This is a genomic window from uncultured Algoriphagus sp. (assembly GCF_963974835.1).
Lineage (GTDB): Bacteria > Bacteroidota > Bacteroidia > Cytophagales > Cyclobacteriaceae > Algoriphagus.
In genome coordinates this window covers 174,479-197,667 of the sequence record NZ_CAXBET010000001.1, presented here as the reverse complement: position 1 = coordinate 197,667, position 23,189 = coordinate 174,479, and the positions used below count along the sequence as shown (strand labels likewise).

Annotated in this window: 25 protein-coding genes and 1 tRNA gene; 12 read left to right on the top strand and 14 right to left on the bottom strand. The window is 40.6% G+C overall.

The annotated features are described in order from the left end of the window. Positions 1 to 6: 6 nt before the first annotated feature. From AACZ73_RS00980 to AACZ73_RS00950, 7 genes are all read right to left on the bottom strand, one after another. Positions 7 to 837 carry a Cof-type HAD-IIB family hydrolase gene (locus tag AACZ73_RS00980; protein ID WP_339874605.1) on the bottom strand — a complete coding sequence of 277 codons (831 nt, stop codon included), beginning with the start codon at positions 835 to 837 and terminating at the stop codon, positions 7 to 9. Further along, positions 837 to 1,109, bottom strand: a complete 273-nt coding sequence (locus AACZ73_RS00975) for a hypothetical protein (RefSeq protein ID WP_339874603.1) — start codon at positions 1,107 to 1,109, stop codon at positions 837 to 839. The genes AACZ73_RS00980 and AACZ73_RS00975 overlap by 1 nt, the downstream gene beginning before the upstream one ends. Positions 1,110 to 1,125: 16 nt before the next feature. Then, complete coding sequence (locus tag AACZ73_RS00970) at positions 1,126 to 1,548, bottom strand: hypothetical protein (protein WP_339874601.1); 423 nt, start codon at positions 1,546 to 1,548, stop codon at positions 1,126 to 1,128. A 44-nt stretch (positions 1,549 to 1,592) separates the two neighbouring features. Next, on the bottom strand, positions 1,593 to 2,012 hold the full coding sequence (locus tag AACZ73_RS00965; RefSeq protein ID WP_339874600.1) for a hypothetical protein: 420 nt from the start codon (positions 2,010 to 2,012) through the stop codon (positions 1,593 to 1,595). Between the two features lie 259 nt (positions 2,013 to 2,271). After that, positions 2,272 to 2,345 (bottom strand) — tRNA-Ala (locus AACZ73_RS00960). A gap of 128 nt (positions 2,346 to 2,473) precedes the next feature. Then, the gene (gene recR, locus AACZ73_RS00955; RefSeq protein ID WP_339874598.1) at positions 2,474 to 3,094 is read right to left on the bottom strand and encodes a recombination mediator RecR; all 621 of its coding nucleotides are present in this window, start codon (positions 3,092 to 3,094) and stop codon (positions 2,474 to 2,476) included. Positions 3,095 to 3,106: 12 nt separating this feature from the next. Then, positions 3,107 to 3,400, bottom strand: a complete 294-nt coding sequence (locus AACZ73_RS00950; RefSeq protein WP_339874597.1) for an ATP-dependent Clp protease adaptor ClpS — start codon at positions 3,398 to 3,400, stop codon at positions 3,107 to 3,109. A gap of 53 nt (positions 3,401 to 3,453) precedes the next feature. Here AACZ73_RS00950 and AACZ73_RS00945 point away from each other — a divergent pair, with 53 nt between their 5' ends. Further along, on the top strand, positions 3,454 to 4,902 hold the full coding sequence (locus AACZ73_RS00945; RefSeq protein WP_339874594.1) for a sodium:solute symporter: 1,449 nt from the start codon (positions 3,454 to 3,456) through the stop codon (positions 4,900 to 4,902). On the opposite strand, the gene AACZ73_RS00940 is transcribed toward AACZ73_RS00945, so the two are convergent. Both AACZ73_RS00940 and AACZ73_RS00935 read right to left on the bottom strand, forming a co-directional pair. Further along, a complete protein-coding gene (locus AACZ73_RS00940; RefSeq protein ID WP_339874592.1) occupies positions 4,897 to 5,235 on the bottom strand; it encodes an MGMT family protein in 339 nt (112 codons plus the stop codon). The genes AACZ73_RS00945 and AACZ73_RS00940 overlap by 6 nt on opposite strands. Continuing rightward, positions 5,216 to 6,109, bottom strand: a complete 894-nt coding sequence (locus AACZ73_RS00935) for a mechanosensitive ion channel domain-containing protein (RefSeq protein WP_339874590.1) — start codon at positions 6,107 to 6,109, stop codon at positions 5,216 to 5,218. Before AACZ73_RS00935 ends, AACZ73_RS00940 begins: the two co-directional genes overlap by 20 nt. A gap of 58 nt (positions 6,110 to 6,167) precedes the next feature. Here AACZ73_RS00935 and AACZ73_RS00930 point away from each other — a divergent pair, with 58 nt between their 5' ends. The 3 genes from AACZ73_RS00930 to AACZ73_RS00920 are packed head-to-tail and all read left to right on the top strand — an operon-like array spanning position 6,168 to position 7,775. Then, positions 6,168 to 6,845 carry an SDR family NAD(P)-dependent oxidoreductase gene (locus tag AACZ73_RS00930; protein ID WP_339874588.1) on the top strand — a complete coding sequence of 226 codons (678 nt, stop codon included), beginning with the start codon at positions 6,168 to 6,170 and terminating at the stop codon, positions 6,843 to 6,845. Positions 6,846 to 6,860: 15 nt separating this feature from the next. Next, entirely contained in the window at positions 6,861 to 7,313 is a 453-nt protein-coding gene (locus AACZ73_RS00925; protein WP_339874586.1) for a nuclear transport factor 2 family protein, read from the top strand. 6 nt (positions 7,314 to 7,319) lie between these two features. Next, the gene (locus AACZ73_RS00920) at positions 7,320 to 7,775 is read left to right on the top strand and encodes a hypothetical protein (RefSeq protein ID WP_339874585.1); all 456 of its coding nucleotides are present in this window, start codon (positions 7,320 to 7,322) and stop codon (positions 7,773 to 7,775) included. A gap of 7 nt (positions 7,776 to 7,782) precedes the next feature. Here the strand turns inward: AACZ73_RS00920 and AACZ73_RS00915 are convergent, their stop codons facing one another. Together AACZ73_RS00915 and AACZ73_RS00910 are read right to left on the bottom strand one after the other, a co-directional pair. Then, positions 7,783 to 8,205 (bottom strand): META domain-containing protein, encoded by a 423-nt coding sequence (locus AACZ73_RS00915; protein WP_339874583.1) that lies wholly within the window; start codon positions 8,203 to 8,205, stop codon positions 7,783 to 7,785. A 135-nt stretch (positions 8,206 to 8,340) separates the two neighbouring features. After that, positions 8,341 to 8,523 carry a hypothetical protein gene (locus AACZ73_RS00910; protein ID WP_339874581.1) on the bottom strand — a complete coding sequence of 61 codons (183 nt, stop codon included), beginning with the start codon at positions 8,521 to 8,523 and terminating at the stop codon, positions 8,341 to 8,343. Between the two features lie 214 nt (positions 8,524 to 8,737). Between AACZ73_RS00910 and thrA the strand changes: the two genes are divergently transcribed. From thrA to thrC, 3 genes are read left to right on the top strand one after another with little or no spacing between them, the layout of a single operon-like run. Beyond that, positions 8,738 to 11,188, top strand: coding sequence for a bifunctional aspartate kinase/homoserine dehydrogenase I (gene thrA, locus AACZ73_RS00905; protein WP_339874579.1), 2,451 nt, complete (start codon positions 8,738 to 8,740; stop codon positions 11,186 to 11,188). Then, positions 11,188 to 12,123: a homoserine kinase gene (locus tag AACZ73_RS00900; RefSeq protein WP_339874578.1), complete on the top strand. Its 936-nt coding sequence runs from the start codon at positions 11,188 to 11,190 to the stop codon at positions 12,121 to 12,123. Before thrA ends, AACZ73_RS00900 begins: the two co-directional genes overlap by 1 nt. Before the next feature lie 4 nt (positions 12,124 to 12,127). Beyond that, positions 12,128 to 13,423, top strand: coding sequence for a threonine synthase (gene thrC / locus AACZ73_RS00895; protein WP_339874576.1), 1,296 nt, complete (start codon positions 12,128 to 12,130; stop codon positions 13,421 to 13,423). Positions 13,424 to 13,576: 153 nt separating this feature from the next. Here the strand turns inward: thrC and AACZ73_RS00890 are convergent, their stop codons facing one another. After that, positions 13,577 to 14,551, bottom strand: a complete 975-nt coding sequence (locus AACZ73_RS00890; protein WP_339874573.1) for a polyprenyl synthetase family protein — start codon at positions 14,549 to 14,551, stop codon at positions 13,577 to 13,579. Between the two features lie 147 nt (positions 14,552 to 14,698). Here AACZ73_RS00890 and AACZ73_RS00885 point away from each other — a divergent pair, with 147 nt between their 5' ends. The 3 genes from AACZ73_RS00885 (at position 14,699) to AACZ73_RS00875 (ending at position 17,998) form a co-directional block, all read left to right on the top strand. Continuing rightward, positions 14,699 to 15,184: a DUF4199 domain-containing protein gene (locus AACZ73_RS00885; protein WP_339874571.1), complete on the top strand. Its 486-nt coding sequence runs from the start codon at positions 14,699 to 14,701 to the stop codon at positions 15,182 to 15,184. A gap of 80 nt (positions 15,185 to 15,264) precedes the next feature. Beyond that, the gene (locus tag AACZ73_RS00880; RefSeq protein ID WP_339874570.1) at positions 15,265 to 16,962 is read left to right on the top strand and encodes a 1-acyl-sn-glycerol-3-phosphate acyltransferase; all 1,698 of its coding nucleotides are present in this window, start codon (positions 15,265 to 15,267) and stop codon (positions 16,960 to 16,962) included. Further along, entirely contained in the window at positions 16,940 to 17,998 is a 1,059-nt protein-coding gene (locus AACZ73_RS00875) for an NAD(P)H-dependent glycerol-3-phosphate dehydrogenase (protein ID WP_339874569.1), read from the top strand. The genes AACZ73_RS00880 and AACZ73_RS00875 overlap by 23 nt, the downstream gene beginning before the upstream one ends. Positions 17,999 to 18,266: 268 nt before the next feature. Here AACZ73_RS00875 and AACZ73_RS00870 read toward each other — a convergent pair whose 3' ends face one another. Together AACZ73_RS00870 and fbp are read right to left on the bottom strand one after the other, a co-directional pair. Next, the gene (locus AACZ73_RS00870; protein ID WP_339874568.1) at positions 18,267 to 19,433 is read right to left on the bottom strand and encodes a PQQ-dependent sugar dehydrogenase; all 1,167 of its coding nucleotides are present in this window, start codon (positions 19,431 to 19,433) and stop codon (positions 18,267 to 18,269) included. Between the two features lie 159 nt (positions 19,434 to 19,592). Beyond that, positions 19,593 to 20,630, bottom strand: a complete 1,038-nt coding sequence (gene fbp / locus AACZ73_RS00865) for a class 1 fructose-bisphosphatase (RefSeq protein WP_339874566.1) — start codon at positions 20,628 to 20,630, stop codon at positions 19,593 to 19,595. 55 nt (positions 20,631 to 20,685) lie between these two features. Here fbp and AACZ73_RS00860 point away from each other — a divergent pair, with 55 nt between their 5' ends. Together AACZ73_RS00860 and AACZ73_RS00855 are read left to right on the top strand one after the other, a co-directional pair. Then, a complete protein-coding gene (locus AACZ73_RS00860) occupies positions 20,686 to 21,954 on the top strand; it encodes an aspartate kinase (protein ID WP_339874565.1) in 1,269 nt (422 codons plus the stop codon). 91 nt (positions 21,955 to 22,045) lie between these two features. Then, a complete protein-coding gene (locus AACZ73_RS00855; RefSeq protein WP_339874563.1) occupies positions 22,046 to 23,170 on the top strand; it encodes a Gfo/Idh/MocA family oxidoreductase in 1,125 nt (374 codons plus the stop codon). The last annotated feature ends 19 nt before the right edge of the window (positions 23,171 to 23,189 follow it).

The following is a 23,189-nucleotide window of genomic DNA, read 5'->3' as shown; positions in this document are numbered from 1 at the left end:
CAAGAATTAAGATCCTACTTCAAATTTCAGATCCCGAATTTTCTCTAGCGTAGCCGCTACTCCATCTTCCTTGTTGTTATAGGTAATTTCTTTTGCAACAGCCTTGACCTCCATTCGGGCATTGTCCACCGCCACTCCCCAGCCCACAGATTGAATTAGGTCGATGTCGTTGTAATTATCACCAAAAGCGACAACTGATTCCATTCCAAAATCATACGAATGCTCAAGAATTTTTCGAAGTCCAGTTGCCTTGGAAATGGCTCTGGGAGCAATTTCCAAATACGTTTCACTGGATCTATACAAATGTAAATCGAGAGCATGTTCCGAGTGCAATTCTCCAAAAAGCCAAGCCATCTCATTGGATTCTCCCATGCACATCACCTTGTGGGCACCTAAGCTATTTTTTGTCCAAAGATCCATCACTTCTTTACTTGAAAGCCAAGTATACTGAACTTTAGTATTACGAGCCTCTCGTTGGGACCAGTAATCGTCTTTTTCCTCATACCAGTTTTCACCCTGGTACAAACTCACGTGAATGTCAGTTTTTTGAGTTAAACGAAGGATTTTAGTAACTAAATCAATTGAAATGCTGACATCTTCTAGCACTTCTCCATCTGCACTGAGCACATATCCTCCGTTGTAACTAATCAAAGGTTGGGGAAATCGATTCATGTCATGAAGCAAATGACGCATAGCATCTGGCATCCTAGAACTAGCTAAAATGACAGGGAAATCCACAGGTAAGTCGGCCACCACGGATTTAAGACGAGGGGATAAATCGCGCGCCGCATTGAGTAGTGTGCCGTCAATATCGGAGCAAAAAGCTTTTATTTCCATTAATCGAAATCGGACCAGTTCACGTCTTCGGCAAAGTTGGCAAATACACCAAAGCCAATAACAGCTATAAAAATTATTATTGAAGCGAAAATAATGAGCTTCACTATCAGTTCAGCCTTGGCCCAAGTCGCTTTTTCTGGGTCGGTATTTTTGTCTGTCGCCCATACAATAAGCATGATTAGGCCGATCAGAGGTAGACGCTTTACAAGAACTGCAATAACCCACTCTCCCAGCGAGGTAGGTGGTTTTTTGTATTCGTGAGGTAATTCCATGAATAAATAGGTTTAGTTAAAAATCTTTCGTGTCAAATAGGTACTCCTGCATGGCAACGTTCTCAGGATTTGAGGGGTCTGTTTGAAGAAACTGTACTGTAATTTGTTGATAATCTTCAGCTTTTTCAAAATCTCTTAGATAAAGTTCAGCACATTTTCTAGCCAATACTTCAGGCTGATTTCCTAAAATGAGGGGATCACCGTTTTCTAATTTTAGATAAATGGTCGAAACAGTGGAGTCATTTGAAGTCGATTTGCTGAGATTAACATTCATTCCTTGGAATTTGCCAAGCATTCGGATTTCTTCAGATGGCATAAATCCCTCACCCATCATCGCTTCCATACCTTTAAATGCAAACTTCGCAATATTCTCAGGATTGCAGGAGCAAGAACTGAGACTGGCGAGAAAAAGTAGAAAGATAAAAATTTGACTTCGCATGTTGATTTCCAATTAGGAATAAGATCATGCGAATTTAAACAATCTTAAGTAGATCTTTTTGTAACGATTAAAATGGCTCGTTTATCCTCAGGCTTGGAAGGATTGTTAATATCTGGATAAGGAATGGCGTCGATTAATTTTACGGTATACTCGGATGTAGAAAACTCATCAGGGAATCCACTTGCATTTTCATTGTTGCTCAATTGCAAATCAAGATCCTTTCCATCAATAGTGACAGCGGCTTCTACGACAATCATTCCTGCCCATATGCATTGTGCTCCATCTGGGCAACGAGAGTCTTGAATATCAATAAGTGTAATGGAAATGTTTTTTGGACAGTTTCGCAACGTTTCATTGATGCCTATTTCAAACTCTTTGCCTACATCAAATCCCTCACAATCATTTTTATTATCGCATGAAAACAAAATTGAGACGGACAAGAATAGAATCAACAGGTTGCGCATTGCCATTAAATTTATACAGGTTTTTAAAGTATAGCATATACGGAGTTATTTAAGGGGTCGCTACAAAATGGCCGGCCGAATAAAGGTGAAAACACAAAAAGCTTCACATTTCTGCGAAGCTTTTAGAAGTGGAGGATAACGATCCCTATAGCTATCGGGAGAACCGATGACCTTCCCGAACGCTTTCGGGACGCTCTAATCAGAGGGGCTAGTGGATATAAAAACAAAAAAGCCTCACATTTCTGCGAAGCTTTTGAAGTGGAGGATAACGGAGTCGAACCGATGACCTCTACACTGCCAGTGTAGCGCTCTAGCCAGCTGAGCTAATCCCCCATTTATTTTAATAATTCGAACCAAAAACCTTCCCGACCTTTGTCGGGACGCTTGGTAGAGCGGCCGAAGCTAATCCCCCTTTTGGGTTTGCAAATATATACCTAGGTTTTTCCTGTGCAAAGGAAATTTTACTCGGTAGCGTAATTAATTCGGGTCATGATACTTCGGCCAAGCGTCACTTCATCAGTGAATTCTAACTCTCCCCCTACAGGTATTCCCCGTGCTATGGAACTTACCTGAATGCCTTTTTCCTTCAGCTTTTTTGCAAGGTAAAAAGAAGTTGTATCTCCTTCCATGGTTGCGCTCAGAGCTAAAATCACTTCTTTGATTGGTTCAGTTTGCGCAGCTGCTTCTACTCTCGCAAGCAAAGATTCTATTTTTAGTTCTTCCGGGCCTATACCTTGTATGGGCGAAATTACTCCGCCGAGCACATGATATTTCCCCTGAAACTGATTCGTATTCTCTATAGCAAGTACATCGCGGATATCCTCGACCACACAAAGAATGGATCCATCACGGCGGTGGCTCATGCATATACTGCATTCTTCTGCATCGGAGATGTTATGGCAGGTTTTGCAATACTGAATCTCAGTACGCATGCGGGTGATCGCCAACGCCAAAGCCTCGGTATTGGCTTCGTGCTGCTTGAGAAGGTGAAGTGCCAGTCGAAGGGCTGTTTTCTTGCCGATACCCGGAAGTCGGGAAATCTCGGTGACAGCATCTTCTATTAGTTTGGAAGGAAAATTCAATTCTGGGTAGATTTAAACGATTGCGGCTTGGATTCCGGCATCTAATATAGCTTCGCACATAGGTTTTAGCTCAGTAATGCTGCCTTTTTTTACCGCACATTTTCCTCTGTAGTGAATAGTGATTGTGCATTGTTCTGCTTGCTCCATACTGTGCTTGCAGACTCTCATCAATACCTTAATCACATGATCGAATGTGTTAAATTCGTCATTGTACACAATCAAGTCATTGGATTCAATATCTATCAAATCCTCCACCAGAACTTCTGATTCCTCGATATATGGAAGTGGGTCGTTTGAATGATTCATTTTGCAAAATTAAGAATATTGAACAACTTAGCGAACCCACTTCAATACGATTTATGAATTCCCAACTAGTCCTACTGGTAATCTGTTGCTATTTTTTACTGCTATATCTCATTTCCTACTTCACTTCCCGCAAAATTTCTGCCGATACCTTCTTCACTGGAGATCGTCAATCGCCTTGGTTTTTGGTTGCTTTTGGGATGATAGGAGCATCTCTTTCAGGAGTTACTTTCATTTCTGTTCCCGGAGAAGTCGGCAATACTAACTTCTTTTACTTCCAAGTTGTTTTAGGATATACGCTGGGATATTTCACCATTGCCAAGGTGCTGCTTCCTCTTTATTACAGATTGAATCTTGTTTCTATCTATTCTTATTTGGACGATCGGTTTGGATTTTGGTCTTATAAAACTGGAGCTTTTTTCTTTATTCTTTCCAGAACTTTGGGGTCATCCATTAGGGTTTTTCTGGTGGCTAGCGTCCTCCAACTGATCCTTTTCGATTCTTTAGGTATTCCTTTTTGGGTTTCGGTATTGATTACAGTCGGTTTGATCTGGCTTTATACCCATCGTGGTGGGATTAAAACAGTCGTTTGGACAGATACGCTTCAGACATTTTTCATGCTTGCTGCAGTGGTAGTCTGTGTAATTATGGTAGGAAATGAGTTGAACTTCGAAGGGGTTAGTGATTATTTCAAAGCTGTTTCTAATGATCCGCGATCCAAAATATTTAACTGGGACTGGAAAGCTGGTACCAATTTCTTTAAGCAATTTATCTCTGGTGCATTTATAACCATAGTGATGACAGGTCTGGATCAGGATATGATGCAAAAGAATTTGACCTGTAAAAACATAGGGGAAGCACAGAAAAACATGTTCTGGTTTACCACGATTCTAGTGTTTGTCAACTTGCTTTTCTTAGCGCTAGGTGTTTTACTTTTTCTGTATGCGGAGACTCAGGGAGTTCAGATTCCTGCCAAAACTGATGAGCTGTTCCCGCTACTTGCTACAGAATATTTTTCTCCTTTTGCCGGGATAATCTTTGTCCTAGGAATCACAGCTGCAGCTTATTCCAGTGCGGATTCTACGCTGACTGCATTGACAACGTCTTTTTGCATAGATTTTCTAGAAATCGAAAAAAGGTATCCAGCAGAAAAGCGAATTTCTGTCCGTAAGAAAGTTCACATTGCCTTCACCTTTGTGATGTTCTTAGTGATTATGGCTTTTCACTGGCTCAATAATCAGAGTGTAATTAATTCTGTCTTTGTAATCGCGGGATATACATATGGGCCTTTGCTTGGTTTGTATTCCTTTGGGCTTTTTACCAAGTGGAAAGTGAAAGATAAATTTGTGCCTTACCTAGCTGTTTTTGCTCCTGTTTTGACTTTTGCGATCGCATCCAACTCTGAGAAATTATTCTGGGGTTACAAATTCGGTTTCGAAGCGCTGATCCTAAATGGTCTGATTATGTATGCTGGGTTGTATTTGTTGCGGATTAAAAGATCATAAGGCCAACTCCACATCCGGATTCCAAAACACCTTGTCAAAATTCTGGACTTTGTCTTTTACTACTTTGACTCCTTCTTTTTCCAGCAATTCCTGCATTTCATTTGGAGTAGAAAAATGTCCTTTTCCAGTTAATAATCCCTGACTATTGACTACCCGGTGAGCAGGAACGTCTGCCATAGTGTTTGCAGCATTCATTGCATAGCCTACCATTCTGGCACCGCTTTTTATACCCAAATAATGTGCGATTGCACCATAATTGGTTACTCTTCCGCTCGGAATCAAACGAACTACTTGATATACGAGATCGAAGTAATTAGGCTTTTCGGTTTTCATATGACCAGTTGATAAGTTCTTGGTTGATTGCTTTTTTTACGCTGATTTCTGTTGCCTTTAGACCAGACTTGATGGGAAATTGATAGCGGATGATCATGCTTTCAGTTTTTCGCTCGATCACATTGAGTTGTGTTCCTTCCACAAAAACCAGGTCTGAAAATGGGGCCAAGACTTTATTGAGCTTCTGCTCTAGGTCATTCAATTGCACTTTGGAAAAGAAAGGTATTTCAGAATCGAATATTACTTGATGCGCGTTGTTCTTGGAATAATTAACCACCTCAGAGGTCAAAGCAAGTGTATTTGGGACGATAATAATTTCTCCAGTTTCACTCTTCAGCACCATATTAATAAGCGTGATATCTCGTATAAACCCAATATTTTTCCCAATCAGGATTTTATCTCCGATTTCTAACTGATCTGAAAACATCATGATCAGCCCATTCACAATATTCGTGATGTAATCCTTGGTAAGTAATGCAATAGCTGCTGCAACAATTGTAATACTGGTGAGAAATTTCAATGGTTCGACTCCGAAAAGCAGCATCAATGTCACCAAAATGACCATCACATTTAATAAGGATGAAAGTCTATCAATGCCGATCACAAAATTGGGTTGCACTTTAGATTCCTCAGTCCTCTTTAAGTAAAATTGAAGAGTGATAATTCTTGCCAGCGAGATAATTAGATTACCACTGATAAGAAAAATTAATGCACGGACCATATTCGCTAAAAGTACATAGCGCTCGAAGAAAGGTGTCAACAGCGAATTTGACTCAAAACCTACAATCAAAATGAGGAGTAAAATCAACTTTAACAGGAAGTTTCTCCTGCGTTTGTTTTCCTGATTCTTGATAATGCTTTTAAGTTGATTCATGCCTTTTTGAAAAATTAAGCCTAATTTTAACAAATATCAGAAAGAATTTTGGAGTAGTATGAGCAGAAATATCATTATCACAGGAGCAGGAGGAAATTTAGGTTCGGCAGTAGTCGAGAAGTTCAAGCGTGAAGGGTATCACATTATAGCACTATTGCATCCAGGCAAAAATCACGAGGTAGAAGAAGCTGATGACTGGTATGAAGTGGATGTAACTGATGAAAAATCTGTTGCGGGATTTATTAAAGAGTATTACCTGCAATACGGTGAAGTAGATGCATTGGCGTTTCTGGTAGGTGGATTTGCGATGGGTGGAATATCGGATACAAGTCATTCGGATTTGGAGAAGATGTTTATTCTTAATTTTTTCTCTGCTTTTCACTTAGTAAAAGGCTTTTTACCACATATGAAGAAGCAGGATAAAGGCACATTTCTTTTTGTAGGAGCAAGACCTGCCCTACAGCTGGAGGATGCGGGCAGCACTTTGGCTTATTCCTTGAGTAAGAAATTAGTGATTACCCTTGCGGAAATAGTTGGCGAGGAAACGAAAAACACGCCGATTAGATCGCATGTTTTTGTTCCAAGTATAATTGACACTCCTCCTAATCGAGAGTCTATGCCCGACGCTGATTTTAGTAAGTGGGTCCGTGCAGATGAAATTGCGGAAGCTATGCATTACGCAGTCAATACGCATGCATTGAGAAATATGACATTTAAGCTTTATGGTGAAGTTTAATTTAAGTTAATAGGTATGAAATATCTTTTAATCACATTGCTCGTAGTTATGGTTGTCCTTCCAGCTTATTCCCAGTCTGAAGAGGCAGCTGTGAAAGCTGTAATTGAAAGTCTTTTTGATGCGATGCGTGCTAAAAATGCGGACCAGATTGGGGCGGTTTTTTCCGAAAATGCAATCATGCAGACCATAGAAACCACCGGAGAAACGGGTGTAGTAAAGGCTGGATCTGTGGCAGACTTTGTGAAGGGGATCAGTAGTCTGCCTTTGGAGGCAAAGTTAGATGAAAGGATTACCGACTACCAAATCAATATAGATGGTCCAATGGCGACAGCATGGACTCCCTATGAATTTTATTTCAATGACAAATTCAGCCATTGTGGCGTGAATTCTTTTCAATTAGTTAAAATGGCCGCCGGCTGGAAAATAGTTTACATCATCGATACTCGCCGGAAAGACGGCTGCTCTTGATATTTTATGAATACGTTTAAAGAAAAAATTTACCAAACTGCCATCGCGCAGGTTAAGGAGAAAATCAACCTATTGAAAACTGAGCGCAAGGCGATCAATGATGGGATTTTGGAAGATACCAAAAGTAGCGCTGGAGATAAATTCGAAACAGGCCGAGAGACTATGTCCCGAGACCTCATGACTGTAGAGAATCAGCTCAAGCAGGCTAATTATGAATTTGATGAATTATGCAGATTCCAGGCCATTAAAGAGGCATCAGCAACCGTCCAGGAAGGAAGCCTGGTCCAGGTTGGAACAGATACTTATTTGATTTCTGTCAGCCTCGGACAATTGGTTGTGGATGGTAAGAAGTTGTTTCTACTAAGTAAAAATTCACCACTTGGTGAAATTTTGATAGGTAAGAAAAAAAATGATCAGGTCGAATTCCGGGGGAAATCAATTTTGATCAGCGAATTGGACTAATAATCTATTATTCTTTCTTTGGGACAAAACTCATCAACTCCGTTGATCCGTCGAGCAGGATGAGTTTGTCTTTGCTTATTTTCAGATCTTTTACCTTGTTCATTGCTGAAATAAACTCTTTTTCTCCGCTTCCGGGGCACATTTTTTTTGTCATCGCACCAGGATCAATTAGCAGTCCATTGCCTTCCAGCATAAAGTTTCCGGAGAAATTATTACATCCAGAAAATCCAGCAAGTTTACTATCATCAAGAAAATTTAAAGAGGGAAGTCCCCCACTAAACTGATTTAAATCCAGACTTTGTCCCATTAGAGAAGAGAGTGCCCAGGTGTTCCCGGTCAAAAGATTGAGAGGATTGATTGGTTTTGTACTGCCACAGCTTACAAATAACAGGAATATTAATCCAAACGATAGGGTTTTTAAAGCTTTCATAAAGGCAGGGATTTATTGCTCATTCAATTTAAGAAATTTGATTCCAAATTCAATTTTGTTATATAGGTAGTATAAAGGCGATTATTTTATATTTTCTGTTTTTGGGGAAATTCTTATATTATTTCTAATAGTCATTCAGTTTTTTTTGAAAATCTCCAATGGATTGTTTGGGTAATAAAAATTTTGGCAGTAAGATTGTCCTGTCAATTGTCCAGTTATGGTATTTGCAGAAAAAATCTCTTTAGACCTTGATCTACTTCCAGCTATGGATGCGAGAGCCTGCACCACTTTTTCTATGACGACATGGATTGGTACCATGATTACGGGTTAATCCCGTCAAAATTTATAAAGTACCCGCCCCCGAGGCCTTATATAGGTCTATTTTAATTTCCCAGTAATTAATTCTCAGTAAAATTTTATGAAATCGAGCATAGCCGTAGGTTCACACCACTTGTACCGAACTTCGTGCGGGAAAGGTATGGTGATTACATATGCGAGATTCCATGTGATCAATACTATCAACTTATAACACATGAAAATCATCAAGTTCGGTGGCTCATCCGTAGCGAACCCAGAAAATATACAGCGAGTTTTTTCCATCATTAAGGAAACGCTCAAAGAACATGAAACAGCCATTGTTTTTTCTGCTTTTGGAGGAGTTACGGAAAGCTTATTGAAGATAGCCCAATTGGCTAGAGAAGGAGATGAGGCATATCGCGAAGTCCTACAATCTTTGGAAGAAAAGCATCTGACCATCGTGCGTCAGCTGATCTCTGTACAGAGCCAGTCTACGGTCATGACTTTTGTGAAAGTACGGTTTAAAGAACTGGAAGATCTTTTTCATGGTATTTATCTTATCAAGGAAAATTCTGCGCGCACACTTGATTATGTGGCGAGTTTTGGAGAAAGGCTGGCTGCTTTTATCCTTGCGGAATCAATGCAGGGACATGGTCTGAAAACACAGTTTCTCGATGCTAGAGAAGTTATCCGGACCAATGATCGATTTGGTCAGGCAAAAGTTGATTTTGATATCACCAATGCTGCGATCAAAAACTATTTTGCGAAGCATGATGGAATCAAAGTCATAACTGGTTTCATCGCCTCAACAGAAAAAGGTGAAACTACAACGCTGGGTAGATCAGGCTCAGATTATACAGCAGCTATTTTTGCCGCAGCTTTGAATGCTGATTGTCTTGAAATCTGGACAGATGTTTCGGGAGTGTTGACTTCAGATCCTAAGTTGGTCTATACTGCGTTTACTATTCCTCAGCTGAGTTATAATGAGGCGATGGAGCTTTCGCATTTTGGTGCCAAGGTTATTTTCCCGGCGACCATGCAGCCAGCGATGCGAAATAGCATCCCTATTTATATTAAAAACACTTTTGAGCCTGAAAATCCAGGTACGCTGATCAACGGGGAGGTCAGCCCTGGAGCATTGATCAAAGGGATTAGCTCTATTCCAAATGTATCAATCGTGACTGTGCAAGGTGCTGGAATGCTGGATTCTGCGGTTGGGACTAGTCGGGTCTTCAAAGCTTTGGCAGAAGCAAGAGTGAATATTTTGCTGATCTCACAGGCTTCATCTGAGCATAGTATCTGTTTGGCGATCAAGACTCAAGAATCATATTTAGCGAAGGAGGCGGTTGAAAAAGAGTTTTTCTATGAAATCAAATCCGGAGAAATGGATGAGGTTATACTGCTACATGACTTGGCGACTGTAGCCGTTGTTGGCGAAAATATGAAGCATAACCCAGGTGCGTCGGGACGCATGTTCCGGGCTTTGGGTAGAAATAACATTAACGTAGGTGCAATTGCGCAGGGAAGTTCCGAGTTGAATATTTCTGCAGTGATTCCTCAGCCTGATTTGCAAAAGGCGCTGAACGCGCTGCACGAGGCATTTTTCCTTTCTGAGAATAAAGTGCTGCACGTGTTTTTAGTTGGGACAGGACTGATCGGTCAGGCTTTGATCAAGATGATTACTACCCAACAACAAAAGCTTCGAGGAGATAATGAATTGGATATTCAGATCCACGGTCTTGCGAACAGTCGGTATATGGCTTTCCATGAGGACGGGTTCGATCTTTCTAATCCATATGAATTGAGTGATTCTGATGAGAAAACTGATTTAAGCAAGTTCATCAGAACTATGGAAGAGATGAACTTCTCCAATTCTGTATTTGTGGATTGTACCGCAAGCCAAGATGTGGCAGAGCTTTATTCTCAGGTTTTAGAAGCAAAAGTTGCTATTGTCACGCCTAACAAAAAGGCCAATTCTGGCTCCATGGAGCAGTATAAAAACCTGAAAAGAATTGCTAAAAAACGCGGGGTGAAATTCCTGTATGAAACCAACGTGGCAGCAGGACTTCCTGTCATCAATACGCTACAAGATTTGATGCTGAGTGGAGATAAAGTGATTCGCATTGAAGCGGTGCTCTCTGGGTCTATGAATTATATTTTCTCCGAATTAGAAAAAGGTGATCCTTTCTCAGAAGTAGTGAAGAAAGCTAAAGAATTAGGCTTTACTGAGCCTGATCCTAGGGATGATCTGAGTGGAATGGATGTGGCTCGTAAGATCTTGATTTTAGGTCGTGAAGCAGAGCAAAATCTGGAGTTTGACTCTATCGACATTCAAAGCATGGTGCCTGAAGATTGTCAGAATTTAGGTACTGTTCCAGAGTTTTTTGAAGTGTTGAAAACACATGATAAAGACTTTGCGGAAATGCTAAAAACGGCTGAAGCAAAAGGTGAAAAACTTCGCTTTATGGCCACTTTGGAGAATGGTAAAGCCAAAGTTGGATTGAATTCGCTTCCACTTTCACATCCATTTAGTGGACTTGGAGGAAGCGATAATATGATTCTATTGACTACAGATAGATATCATGATAGACCAATGATCATCAGAGGTCCGGGTGCAGGTGCAGATGTCACTGCTGCGGGTGTATTTGCAGATGTGATTCGTATAGGTAACTACACTAGAGAATAATGCGCTCTGTTAAAGCTTTTGCCCCAGCGACTGTCGCAAATGTTTCCTGTGGATTTGACATCCTTGGATTCGCGATTGATGCGATGGGCGATACTGTGGAGCTGGTTCTGAAGGATGAGCCAGGGCTAGTTGTTGTTTCTATTGATGGAGACGGCGGGAAGCTCCCTCTTGAAGCCGAGAAAAACACCTGTGCTGTGGCTATTCAAGCCATGTTGGATGAATTGGATTCCAAAGTTGGGATGAATATATACTTGGCCAAAGGGTTGCCTTTGGGATCAGGAATGGGGTCAAGTGCGGCAAGTGCTGTTGCTGCATTAGCAGCTGCCAACAGGCTTTTGGGCGATCCTTTTGAGAAGAAAGATTTATTGCCTTTTGCGATAGCAGCGGAGAAAGTGGCTTGTGGAGCTGGGCACGCAGATAATGTTGCCCCAAGTTTATTGGGAGGCTTTGTGTTGGTCAGAGATTACCATCCGCTGGATGTGATCAAACTTCCGGTACCTAATGGTCTTTATTGCACCTTGTTGCATCCACATTATGAGCTGAAAACTGCGGATTCCAGATCTGTGCTGAGAGATCAAATTCCTATGAAGCATGCAACAATACAGTCTGGAAATGTGGCTGGGCTAATAGCAGGCTTGTATGAAAGTGATTTTCAATTGATTTCCAGATCTCTTCGGGATGTGATCGCAGAACCTTATCGAGCGGTTTTGCTTCCTGGGTTTTATGAAGTAAGAGAAGCCTTGAAGGCTGCCGGTGCTTTAGGAATGGGTATCTCAGGGTCTGGTCCTACACTTTTCGCCCTTTCTCTGGGGAAAGAAATTGCTGAAGCAGTAGGTGCAGCAGGTAAAGAAATATTTTCAAAAATTGGGTTGGATGTGGATGTGTATTTCTCAGAAATTAACACAAGAGGCGCCTACGTTATCGAAGAAAAATAAGAGCATGAAGTTTTATAGCACAAATAATTCTGCACATCAGGTAAATCTAGCTGAAGCGGTGATCAAAGGATTGGCGCCAGATCAAGGTTTATATATGCCAACGGAAATTCCTGTTTTATCAAAAGAACTTTTGCAAAAGTTTCCAGAGATGACTTTTCAGGAAATCGGATACAAGGTCATAGGAGCGTTGTTTTCTTCGGCTTTAAGTCAGGAGCAGATCAAAGAATTGGTAGATCATACTCTGACTTTCGATGCACCACTGGTGAAAGTGGAAGAAGATATCTACAGCTTGGAGCTTTTTCATGGTCCTACATTAGCATTCAAAGATTTTGGAGCTCGTTTCTGTTCCAAATTAATGAGCATGCTAATGGAAAAATCTGATCGGAAAGTCCGGTTGCTGGTAGCGACTTCAGGTGATACTGGGAGTGCTGTTGCCAATGGGTTCTTGGGTGTGGATGGTGTGGATGTGATTATCCTTTTTCCAAAAGGAAAAGTAAGTGAGCTTCAGGAAAAGCAGTTTACTACGCTAGGGCAGAACATCACTGCGCTGGAAGTTGATGGGGTATTTGACGATTGCCAGAAGATGGTGAAGCAAGCTTTTTTGGATGCAGAGTTGAATGAAAAGTTATTGCTTACTTCTGCAAATTCTATCAACGTTGCTCGTTGGATTCCACAATGTCTGTATTATTTCTATGCTTTTTCTAGACTTCCGCAAAATGGTAAAAAAGTAGCTTTTGCTGTTCCTTCTGGGAATTTTGGAAATATAGCTGCTGGAATATTAGCCCAAAGAATGGGCTTGCCTATAGATCAATTTGTAGCTGCGACGAATGTGAATAAGGTAGTTCCGGACTATTTGAACGGAGCTGATTTCCTAGCGATGCCTTCGATAGCAACAATCAGTAATAGTATGGATGTAGGTAATCCAAATAATTTCCCTCGTTTGCTGGCTCTTTATGGGAATGATGAGCAGGTGCTAAAGGAAAATGTAAAGGGATATTTTTATACCGATTCCGAAACAGTTGAAGTGATGAAGGAAGTAAAAAAGTCTGGCTATACGCTTGATCCTCATGGAGCTGTTGGGTATAAAGGCTTAAAGGATTTTATGGCTGAAAATGATGATTTCCAAGGTGTGTTTTTGGAAACGGCTCACCCGGGTAAATTCAGGGAAACTGTAGAAAAAGCATTGAACTTGAAGCTTGAGCTTCCAGAGAGATTAGCTGCTTTTATGGATGGAGAGAAGAAAGTGGAGGCTTTGGAGAATGATTTTGAAAAATTCAAGGAATACTTGGAGCAACTCTAAACTATTGGAAACATAAAAAGAGGCTCTTGATAGTATCATTCGATACTATCAAGAGCCTCTTTATAAGAAAACCTTCAACATACTGCGAGTGTTAATGCCAAAAAAGTAATTATTCCGCTTCGGTCCTCTGTCTTCCGACTTCCTGCTTACCCTCTATTTCTTCCTTTCAATAGTATAACTTACCAGCCCCTCAAGTGAGCTTTTATATTCCGATTCAGGAAAGGTTTTTAGAATATCTAATGCTTCCTGGTAAAACCTGTCCATGATGGTTTTGGCGTATTCCAGTCCACCGCTTTTCTTCACGAAATCGATTACCTGATTTACCGCTTTCTTATCTTCACTCCGATTACGGATTAAGTTGATAATTTTCTTTTTTTCCAGCCAGTCCGCCTTTTGCAAAGCAAAAATAAGAGGCAGCGTCATCTTCTTTTCTTTTATGTCAATTCCAACTGGCTTGCCGATTTCATCTTCGCCGTAATCAAAAAGATCGTCTTTGATCTGAAAAGCCATCCCAACTTTTTCGCCGAAAATTCTCATTTTCGAAATAGTCTCATCACTACTATCGGTACTTGAAGCACCGACTGCACAGCAGGAAGCCAAGAGACTAGCAGTCTTCTGACGGATGATTTCGTAATAAACTTCCTCGGTGATATCGAGTTTTCTGGCTTTGGCGATTTGGAGCAACTCACCTTCAGACATTTCTTTTACGGCATTGGAAACAATTTTCAGTAGTTTGAAATCATTGTTTTCTACACTCAAAAGCAAGCCTCGGGAAAGTAAGTAATCACCGACCAGAACAGAGATTTTGTTTTTCCAAAGTGCATTTACCGAGAAAAATCCACGACGGTAATTTGCATCATCTACCACATCGTCATGCACCAAAGTTGCAGTATGTAGTAGTTCTATCAGCGCTGCCCCTCTATGAGTGGAGTCGTTTATTCCTCCACAAACTCCTGCGGTCAAAAAAACAAACATGGGACGCATCTGTTTGCCTTTGCGCTTGACAATGTAATTTGTTATGTGGTCGAGAAGCTTGACCTTACTTTTCATAGAAGCCCGAAACTTCAGCTCAAACTGAGCCATTTCGTTCTCTATTGGTACTTGTATTTGTTTAAGGTCTAATTTCATCCTGTCTTTGATGCCGTAAAAATAATACCCTTTCGCTCATGGGCAAGGTTTTGATTGGCTAGGACTACCAATCCATTGAAAATGATATTGATTTTAATAAATTATGTATTTTGTATAAACGTATTTGAACTCGAAATCACTACGGCCATGAAAAATATTAAGATTGAAATAAAGTGGGCGGCGATCTTTGTATTTATGATGCTCGCATGGATGGTTTTAGAAAAGTCTCTAGGTTATCACGAAGAAAAAATAGGAGATCATCCCACCTTCACCAATTTTGTTGCGATTCCTGCCATTGCGATTTACATTTTTGCTTTGCTTGATAAGCGAAGGAATTTCTACCATGGTGTGATGAGCTACTATCAGGGATTTATGGCTGGATTAGTGATGACTCTTATTGTAGCGATTTTGAGCCCACTGTCACAATACATCACCAGCGAATTTATCACTCCTGAGTACTTCCCCAATGTGATTAAATACACTGTATATAAAGGCGAAATGACCCAAGAAGAAGCAGAATCGTACTTCAATATAAAAAGCTACATGCTTCAATCTGCGGTAGGAGCATTAATTATGGGTGTTGCTACATCAGCAGTGGTAGCTGTTTTGCTGAAATCAAAGTCCCGAAGATGATACTTTTCTTCACGCTGATCATTCAAAGAAGAAAGCGCTTTTCACTATCTTTGACTTGATTTTTAATTAAAACCAGCCACTTGGAGGAGAAATACATCAAACATAAGTACGAGCCGATTCACCCCAGCAAAGACGAATGGCCGGTGGTGAAACTGGCTAGAGAGCGTAAAGAGTTTGTGAAAAAGGTGGCTGATCTGTCAGAAGAACGAATTCTTAAGCTCACTGGTAACAATTCGGAAATCCTTAAGGAAGAACTTGAAACCACCCTATACCGTGAGAAGCTCAGAATCAAACAAAATCCATGGGTAGTAGATCCTGATGATGATGGCTCATTTTGGAGCGGCGTAAAATCCTCATTAGTCCAGATCAGCACGGAGACGGCGAGAAGTAAGGTTAAAAGATTTCAGGAGTATAAGTCTGTTCTCAATAGCATCACCTCCCGCTATGCCGAGGAGATTGCAAGTAATTTCAAAACCACACACTACAAATTTACACGTTCCGTAGTTACATATGGCTTTTCGCGGCTACTGAATGCTGCCCGTGTGAAAGGCTTCAAATCGATATTTAGCAATCAGTACACCCTTCAGGATAAGATACAGATCACGGGTGAAACTGATCAATTAAGGGACCTTGCTACTAAAGGAACGGTGATAATGGTGCCTACACATTTTAGCAACCTGGATAGTATTTTGATTGGATGGGTTATTTCAGTTTTGGGATTGCCACCTTTTATTTACGGAGCAGGTCTAAACCTATTTAATATTTCGATTTTTGCCTATTTCATGAATTCTCTTGGAGCGTACAAAGTGGATAGAAGGAAGAAAAACCTTATGTATCTGGAGACGCTGAAGACTTATTCTAAGGAAGCTATCCAGTTTGGTTGTCACTCCTTATTTTTTCCGGGAGGTACAAGATCCCGAAGTGGAATGATTGAATCAAAGCTCAAACTTGGGCTCCTCAGTACCGCTATCGAAGCTCAGAGGGCAAATTTTGAAAGTGGATTGAATGATATTTCTGGAAAGGTTTTTATAGTTCCCGTGACGATCAATTATCATTTTGTGCTGGAAGCACCCAGCTTAATACGTGATCATTTGAGTATTACAGGGCAGGAGCGATATTATCAGGAGAATGACGAGTTCTCGAATTCCTACAAAATCTCCAGATTTCTGATTAAGTTCTTTACCAAAGGCTCCGATATTTCCGTGTCAGTGGGCAAAGCTATGGATGTGCTGGGTAACTATGTGGATGTTGATGGTCAGAGTTTGGATAAACATGGCCGTGTGATTGACACGAGAGATTATTTTATTTCCGATGGAAAAGTTTCTGTAGACAATCAGCGGGAGGAAGAATACACCAATATGCTCGGAAAGAGGATCGTTGAAGAATTTCACAAAATAAATCGTGTATTTAATTCGCATTTGGTAGCCTTTGTAGCCTTTGAACTCATCAAGAAGCAAAATCGCAAACTGGATTTATTTGATTTGCTGAGGTTACCGGAGGAAGATATTTCTATTAATTACGAGGAATTCAAAGCTAGTTGCCAGCTTGTTTTGAATAGAATTATTGATTTGAAGTCTCAAAAACTAATCAATACAGCACCTCATCTTTCTCGACCAATGGATGAAATCATTAAGAGAGGGATAGAAAACGTAGGGATGTACCATTCCAAAAGACCGATTCTTCAGGACAAGAATGGCAGTATAGGAACGGATGATATGAGTCTGCTTTATTTTTATCACAACAGGTTAACAGGTTATGGACTCGAAAAACTCTTCTAAACCAAAATACATCGGCGTAATCGGAGTGGGAAGTTTTGGTGCAGCAATCGCCAATATCCTCGCAGCCAAAAATCCAGTGATGGTATACGCAAGAAAGCAAGAAGTAGTAGATGAGATCAATGAAAATCATACTGCCCAAGGCAAATTGCTGAGCGAAAATATAATTGCGTCCAATGATCCAAAGGAACTCTGCAAAAGATGCGATGTGCTCTTTTTTATGATATCATCATCTGGTTTTCAGGAGGTTGTAAGAACTTTCTCGCCTTTTCTTTTTCCTTATCACCTGATAATTCATGGTACTAAAGGTTTGTGCCTGAATCTCGATGCCGGAGAGACGCTCGGAACAGTAAAGAAAATAAAGCGAAGTCAAATCCTGACAATGAGTGAGGTCATTCTTCAGGAAACTGTAGCCGTACGTGTAGGATGCTTAGCTGGACCCAATCTCTCCAAAGAATTGGCGCAGGGTCAACCGGCGGCCACAGTCATTGCAAGTAAATACAATGAAGTCATCCTGGAAGGCCAGACACTATTGAGATCAGAAAAATTCCAGGTATATGGTAATTCTGATATTATCGGAGTAGAAATAAGTGGAGTACTAAAAAATATTATTGCAATAGCTGCTGGAGCTCTCGCCGGACTTGGGCTGGGAGAAAATGCTAAAGGTCTCCTGATAAGCCGCGGTATGGTAGAAATGATACACTTGGGTAATGCCCTCGGCGGAAGTATTAAATCAGTAATGGGTTTGGCGGGAATAGGTGATTTGGTCACTACTTGTAATTCCATTCACTCCCGGAATTTTACTGTTGGCTACAGGCTTGCCAAAGGTGAAACCCTCGATTCAATCCTTGCAGATATGGAGGAAGTGGCAGAAGGAATAAATACGGTAAGGATAATCAAGGCATTTTTGGAAACTGCTGATTTAAGGGCGCCGATCACTGAGAATTTGTATCGTGTACTGTTTGAAGACTTGGAAATAGAAGAAGCACTACAGTTTCTTATGAAATATCCTTTCAATGTCGATGTGGACTTTGTATAGTCTTTGTTACCGCAAAGCATCCGAAGAAATCGCAAGAAGCGCAGTAGAGTGATACAAACTCATTTTGCTTAAGACTAATTAGAAGAAAAAGTATCCCTGATTAGAAACTATCTCAACGCGATCTTAAGGATGGGTCCTGCTTTTACTTTGTTCTCCTTTTGCTTAATCTGAATTCCGGTAAATATTAATGATATTTTTATACAGTTATAAAGAAGAAAAGCCTCCTTTGATGATTCAAAAGAGGCTTTTCTAATTCTTTAAGTATTGCTTATCTAATAGGAATCAACTTCACCATTAAGCCAGTACCTTCAGTAATAGCATAAATATAACCGTCTGGGCTTTGAGATACCTGACGAACACGCCCGATATCCTGTAGCATTATTTCCTGCTGACCTGCAGATGAACCGTCCATATCTACCCGGTTGATATGCGTCTTCACTAAAGCACCGATCAATACATCTCCTTTCCAAGCTGGATATTTATCAGAAGTCACCATGGTCATTCCGGCAGTGGCAATAGATGGAACGTAATATGTCAAGGGTTGCTCCATTCCTTCTTTTTCCTGAATGTCAGAGACGGGTTTGTCGTCATAACCAATGCCCCAAGTAATCACTGGCCAGCCATAATTCTTACCTTTTTCCAGCAAATTCAACTCATCACCGCCCTGAGGACCATGTTCCGTTTCATACAATCTGTTATTTTCTTTATCAAAATAAAGACCTTGAGGATTTCTGTTTCCATAAGTCCAGATAGAAGCGACAGCTCCTTCAGTATCTACAAATGGGTTGTCCGTAGGAATTTTTCCATCGTCATGGATTCGGTGGATTTTCCCGTGGGAATTGGTCAAATCCTGAGCGTTGGTAGGTGTATCAGCACGCTCTCCGCTAGAATAGTAAAGGTATCCATCGTTGTCAAATACAATTCGACTTCCGTAGTGAGCATTACTTTTCCAAGCTGGAAGTGACTGTATGAGTTCTTCTTGATTTACTGCATTATTGCCCTCTAGTTTGAACCTTGTGATCGTAGTAGCAGATGTGCTATCTGGCATTTGTTTTCCGTAAGAAATATAGATCCAGCCGTTCTCACTAAATTTTGGATGAGCTGCTATATCCAAAAGGCCTGATTGCCCTTTTGTCCAAAATTCGGGAAGACCTTGGATTTTCTCACCAGTGAACTTATCGTCTTTGAAAATAAGGATTTCACCTTTCTTTTCAGTGACAAGCATTCTGCCATCGGATAGCCAAGTCATGCCCCAAGGATTTTCAAATTCTGTATAAAGGGTGTCTACATTGATCAACATCTGTTCTGTTTGAACAGCGTAAGTCTCATCGATAGGTTCAACTGTGACTTTTTCTTCTTTGGGAGAGCAAGAAGTTCCTAAGGCTATACCTGAAGCAATTAGTGCAATAGGTAGATATAGTTTGTTTTTTTTCATGTAATAATTATTGATTGCAACGGTTGCAAGGAATCTAGTATCTATAAAGTCAACCCTCTATGAGAGGTGTTTTCATGATGCTCGATTTCATAGCAAAGTAAATGTAAGTGCAAGATAAAGTACATCTTTTTAATCTGATACTTTATTTACATGACCTGCTTAAGAAAAAGTCTTTTCTATGGGGAAATTTATGAATGATTCTGCTTCCTTTACCATATCTGCCGAGCCTATCAAAAGTGGTGTTCTTTGGTGAAGAGAAGTAGGTTGGATTTCTAAAATTCTTTGAAATCCATCAGTAGCCATGGCTCCTGCTTGTTCTGCTAATAAGGCTAAGGCATTTGCCTCGTATAATAAGCGAAGTTTCCCAGATGGATTTTTTTTCGTAGCTGGATATAGATAAATCCCTCCTTTCAGCAAATTTCTATGAAAATCTGCCACCAGTGACCCGATGTATCTGGCCGAATATCTTCTGTCCTTACATTGATCTACGTAGGCTTTCATTCCCTCTTCCCATTCTTTTTGGGAGCCTTCATTTACTGAATAGATTTCCCCGTTTTTTGGGGCTTGTATAGCTGGATGTGAAAGGAAAAATTCTCCCAAGGATTGTTCGTACGTAAACCCATTAACTCCGCATCCAGTAGTATATACCAGCATGGTGGAGGAGCCATATAGCACATAGCCAGCAGCTACTTGCTCAGTTCCAGCTTGCATAATGTCTTCTTTTTGAATGGGGCTACCCGCGGGAGTTTTTCTGCGGTATATCGAGAATATAGTCCCGATACTAATATTCACATCAATATTTGAGCTACCATCCAATGGATCTATGGCGACCACATATTTACCGGAGCTATTTTGTAAATCAATCACAGAATCCTCCTCTTCGGAAACTATGGCACAAACTTCGCCACCCTTGCTAAGGGCACGCATAAATCTGATATTGGCAATGACATCGAGCTTCTGTTGTTCTTCGCCTTGTACATTAACTTGCCCAAAAGCTCCACCTATATTGGATAGACCGGCTCGGGTAGTTTCACGATTAACTATCTTAGCGGCAAGTGCAATGTCTCGTAGTAGCTGCGAAAGCTCTCCTGATGCAAATGGAAAATCGCTTTGTTTAAGTTTAATAAATCGGTCAAGTGTGGTGCCGACAGAATAGGCTAGTCCACTTTGATCCGGCTGATAAGGTAAAATTTTCATGTTGGAATAGTTCAATTGGTGGTTAGATTGTTTAGAAAATTAATCAAAAATTTTAATGGGAAAAATTCAAATCCATAAATTTGGTGGAGCCTCTGTTAAAGATTCCTCTGCTGTAAGAAACCTTGCTATTATTCTTCGTAATCGATTGCGAAATAATTGTGTCATTGTAGTTTCTGCCATGGGGAAAACTACGAACGAGCTCGAGACTATGCTCTCGCTTAGAATGGAAGACAAAGATTATTCAGGGAATAGTACAATATTAAAAGAGTATCATTTAGCTATTTGCAAAGAACTTTTTCCTGAGGATCATGTAATATTCCCAAAAATTGAAAACTATTTTATCCTGCTGCATCATGAATTCAATAAGCAGGTTTCAAAAGAAAATTATGATGAGTATTATGATCGGATCATAGGCTTTGGAGAACTCCTTTCTTCGCGAATTGTAATGGAGTACCTCTGTTTAGAAAATTTACTTGTGCTTTGGCAAGACGCGCGGGAGCTGATCCGAACGGATAGCGATTTTAGATTTGCTAAAATAGATTGGGAGAAGACCCGTCTGAATTGTCAGTCTCAACTAAAACCAAAACTTGATCAATTTCCTGTTCTGACCCAAGGATTTATAGGTGCTGATTCTAAAGGAAGGCCAACTACTTTGGGTAGGGAAGGTTCTGATTTTACTGCAGCGATATTGGCGGCAAGTCTTGATGCAGCCTCAGTGACTATCTGGAAAGATGTACCGGGTGTGCTCAATGCTGACCCTAAGTTGTTTGCCGATACTACACTTTTTGAAGAGCTGGATTATCAGCAAGCAGCACAAATGACGTTTTATGGCGCTTCAGTTATTCATCCCAAAACAATAAAACCGCTTGCAAACGCATCAATTCCACTTTTTGTAAAGTCATTTCTCAATCCTGATGAAGCTGGGACCAAAATCCATTCGACAGCACAATCGGTCTCTATTCCTACATTTATTTTGAAAAAAGATCAGATTTTGGTCAGCTTGAAAGTCACCGATTTTACTTTTATCGAAGAGAAGCACATTCATCAGATCTATGAAAAATTGAAGGTATTGAAGCTTCGTGTGAACATGCTGCAGACCTCAGCAATAACCATTTCCATCGTAATCGATTCGCAGTTGTTTAAATTGGAGAAGCTTCTTGAGCAACTCAATCAGGACTTTGAAATCAGATATAATGAAGGATTGGAATTATTGACAGTGCTTCATCCTGACATGGAAGCTATGCCTAGTTTACTCAACGGATATCAAGTGTTGCTGGAGCAAAGCACTAGAAATACAATTCAGGTTGTTAGGAGGAGAAATTAAAAGTTATTAGCAAAGTCCTTTGTCCAGAATAAGAGTATTTGGTTTAAAATCAATATTTTCAGGATATCTAAACTCAAACCTGACCTAAACTATGAAAACCAGAAGAGTATTTTTACAAAAAGCCAGCCTTTCCGCTATGGCTTTGACTGTTCCAACTTTAAATCCCTTTACCGCTATGGCAGATTCTATTTCTGAATTTACTCGAGACGAAAAAACTTTACGAGTTGCCATCATGGGATTAGGAAGTTATGGAACAAGAGTAGCTGAAGCTATTCAGACTTGTAAAAGAGTTAAGTTGGTTGGCGTGATCAGCGGTACTCCATCGAAAGTTGTAGCATGGCAGGAGAAATATGGTATTCCTGAGAAAAACTGCTACAACTACGAAAACTTTGATGCGATCAAAGATAATCCAGACATCGATGCGGTATATGTGATCACTCCCAATGCGCTACATAAGGATCAAGTGATCCGGGTCGCAAAGGCCGGAAAACATGCCATCTGCGAAAAACCAATGGCGGTCAACGCAGCTGATGGTCAAGCGATGGTAGATGCATGTAAAGCTGCAGGTGTACACTTGTTGATCGGGTATAGGATGCACTTCGAGCCGAATACGCTGGAAGTAATCAGAATGCGCAAAGACGGGGAGCTGGGTGACATTAGGTTTTTTCAAGGCTTGTGTGGTTTTGTAATCGGTGATCCTAACCAGTGGAGATTAGATCCCGCACTTTCAGGTGGAGGTGCTATGATGGATATTGGGATTTATGCAGTCAATGGCGCAAGATATATGGTGGGTGAAGAGCCGATCTGGGTCACTGCGCAAGAGACAAAAAGTAATCCTGAGAAATTCAAAGAAGGAATAGATGAGACCATTACCTTTCAGTTTGGCTTCCCAAGTGGGGCTACGGCTTCCTGTCTTTCTACCTATTACATGAACGATTTGGATCGTTTTTACTTAAATGGAAGTAAAGGTTGGGTGGAAATGCAACCTTCTACCGGCTACGGACCAATTAAGGGAATGACGCACAAAGGCCCGCTAAATGAGCCAATTGTGACTCATCAAACCGTTCAAATGGATGAGATGGCTGCTATAATTTTCGATGGGAAAAAACCTGAAGTCCCGGTAAATGGTGAAGAGGGAGTTAAGGATATGAAGATTATAGATACGATTTTTAAAGCAGTAAAGAGTGGTGGTAAGGAGAAACTGGATCTTTCCTGATTGGTAATTTAGTCTCGGC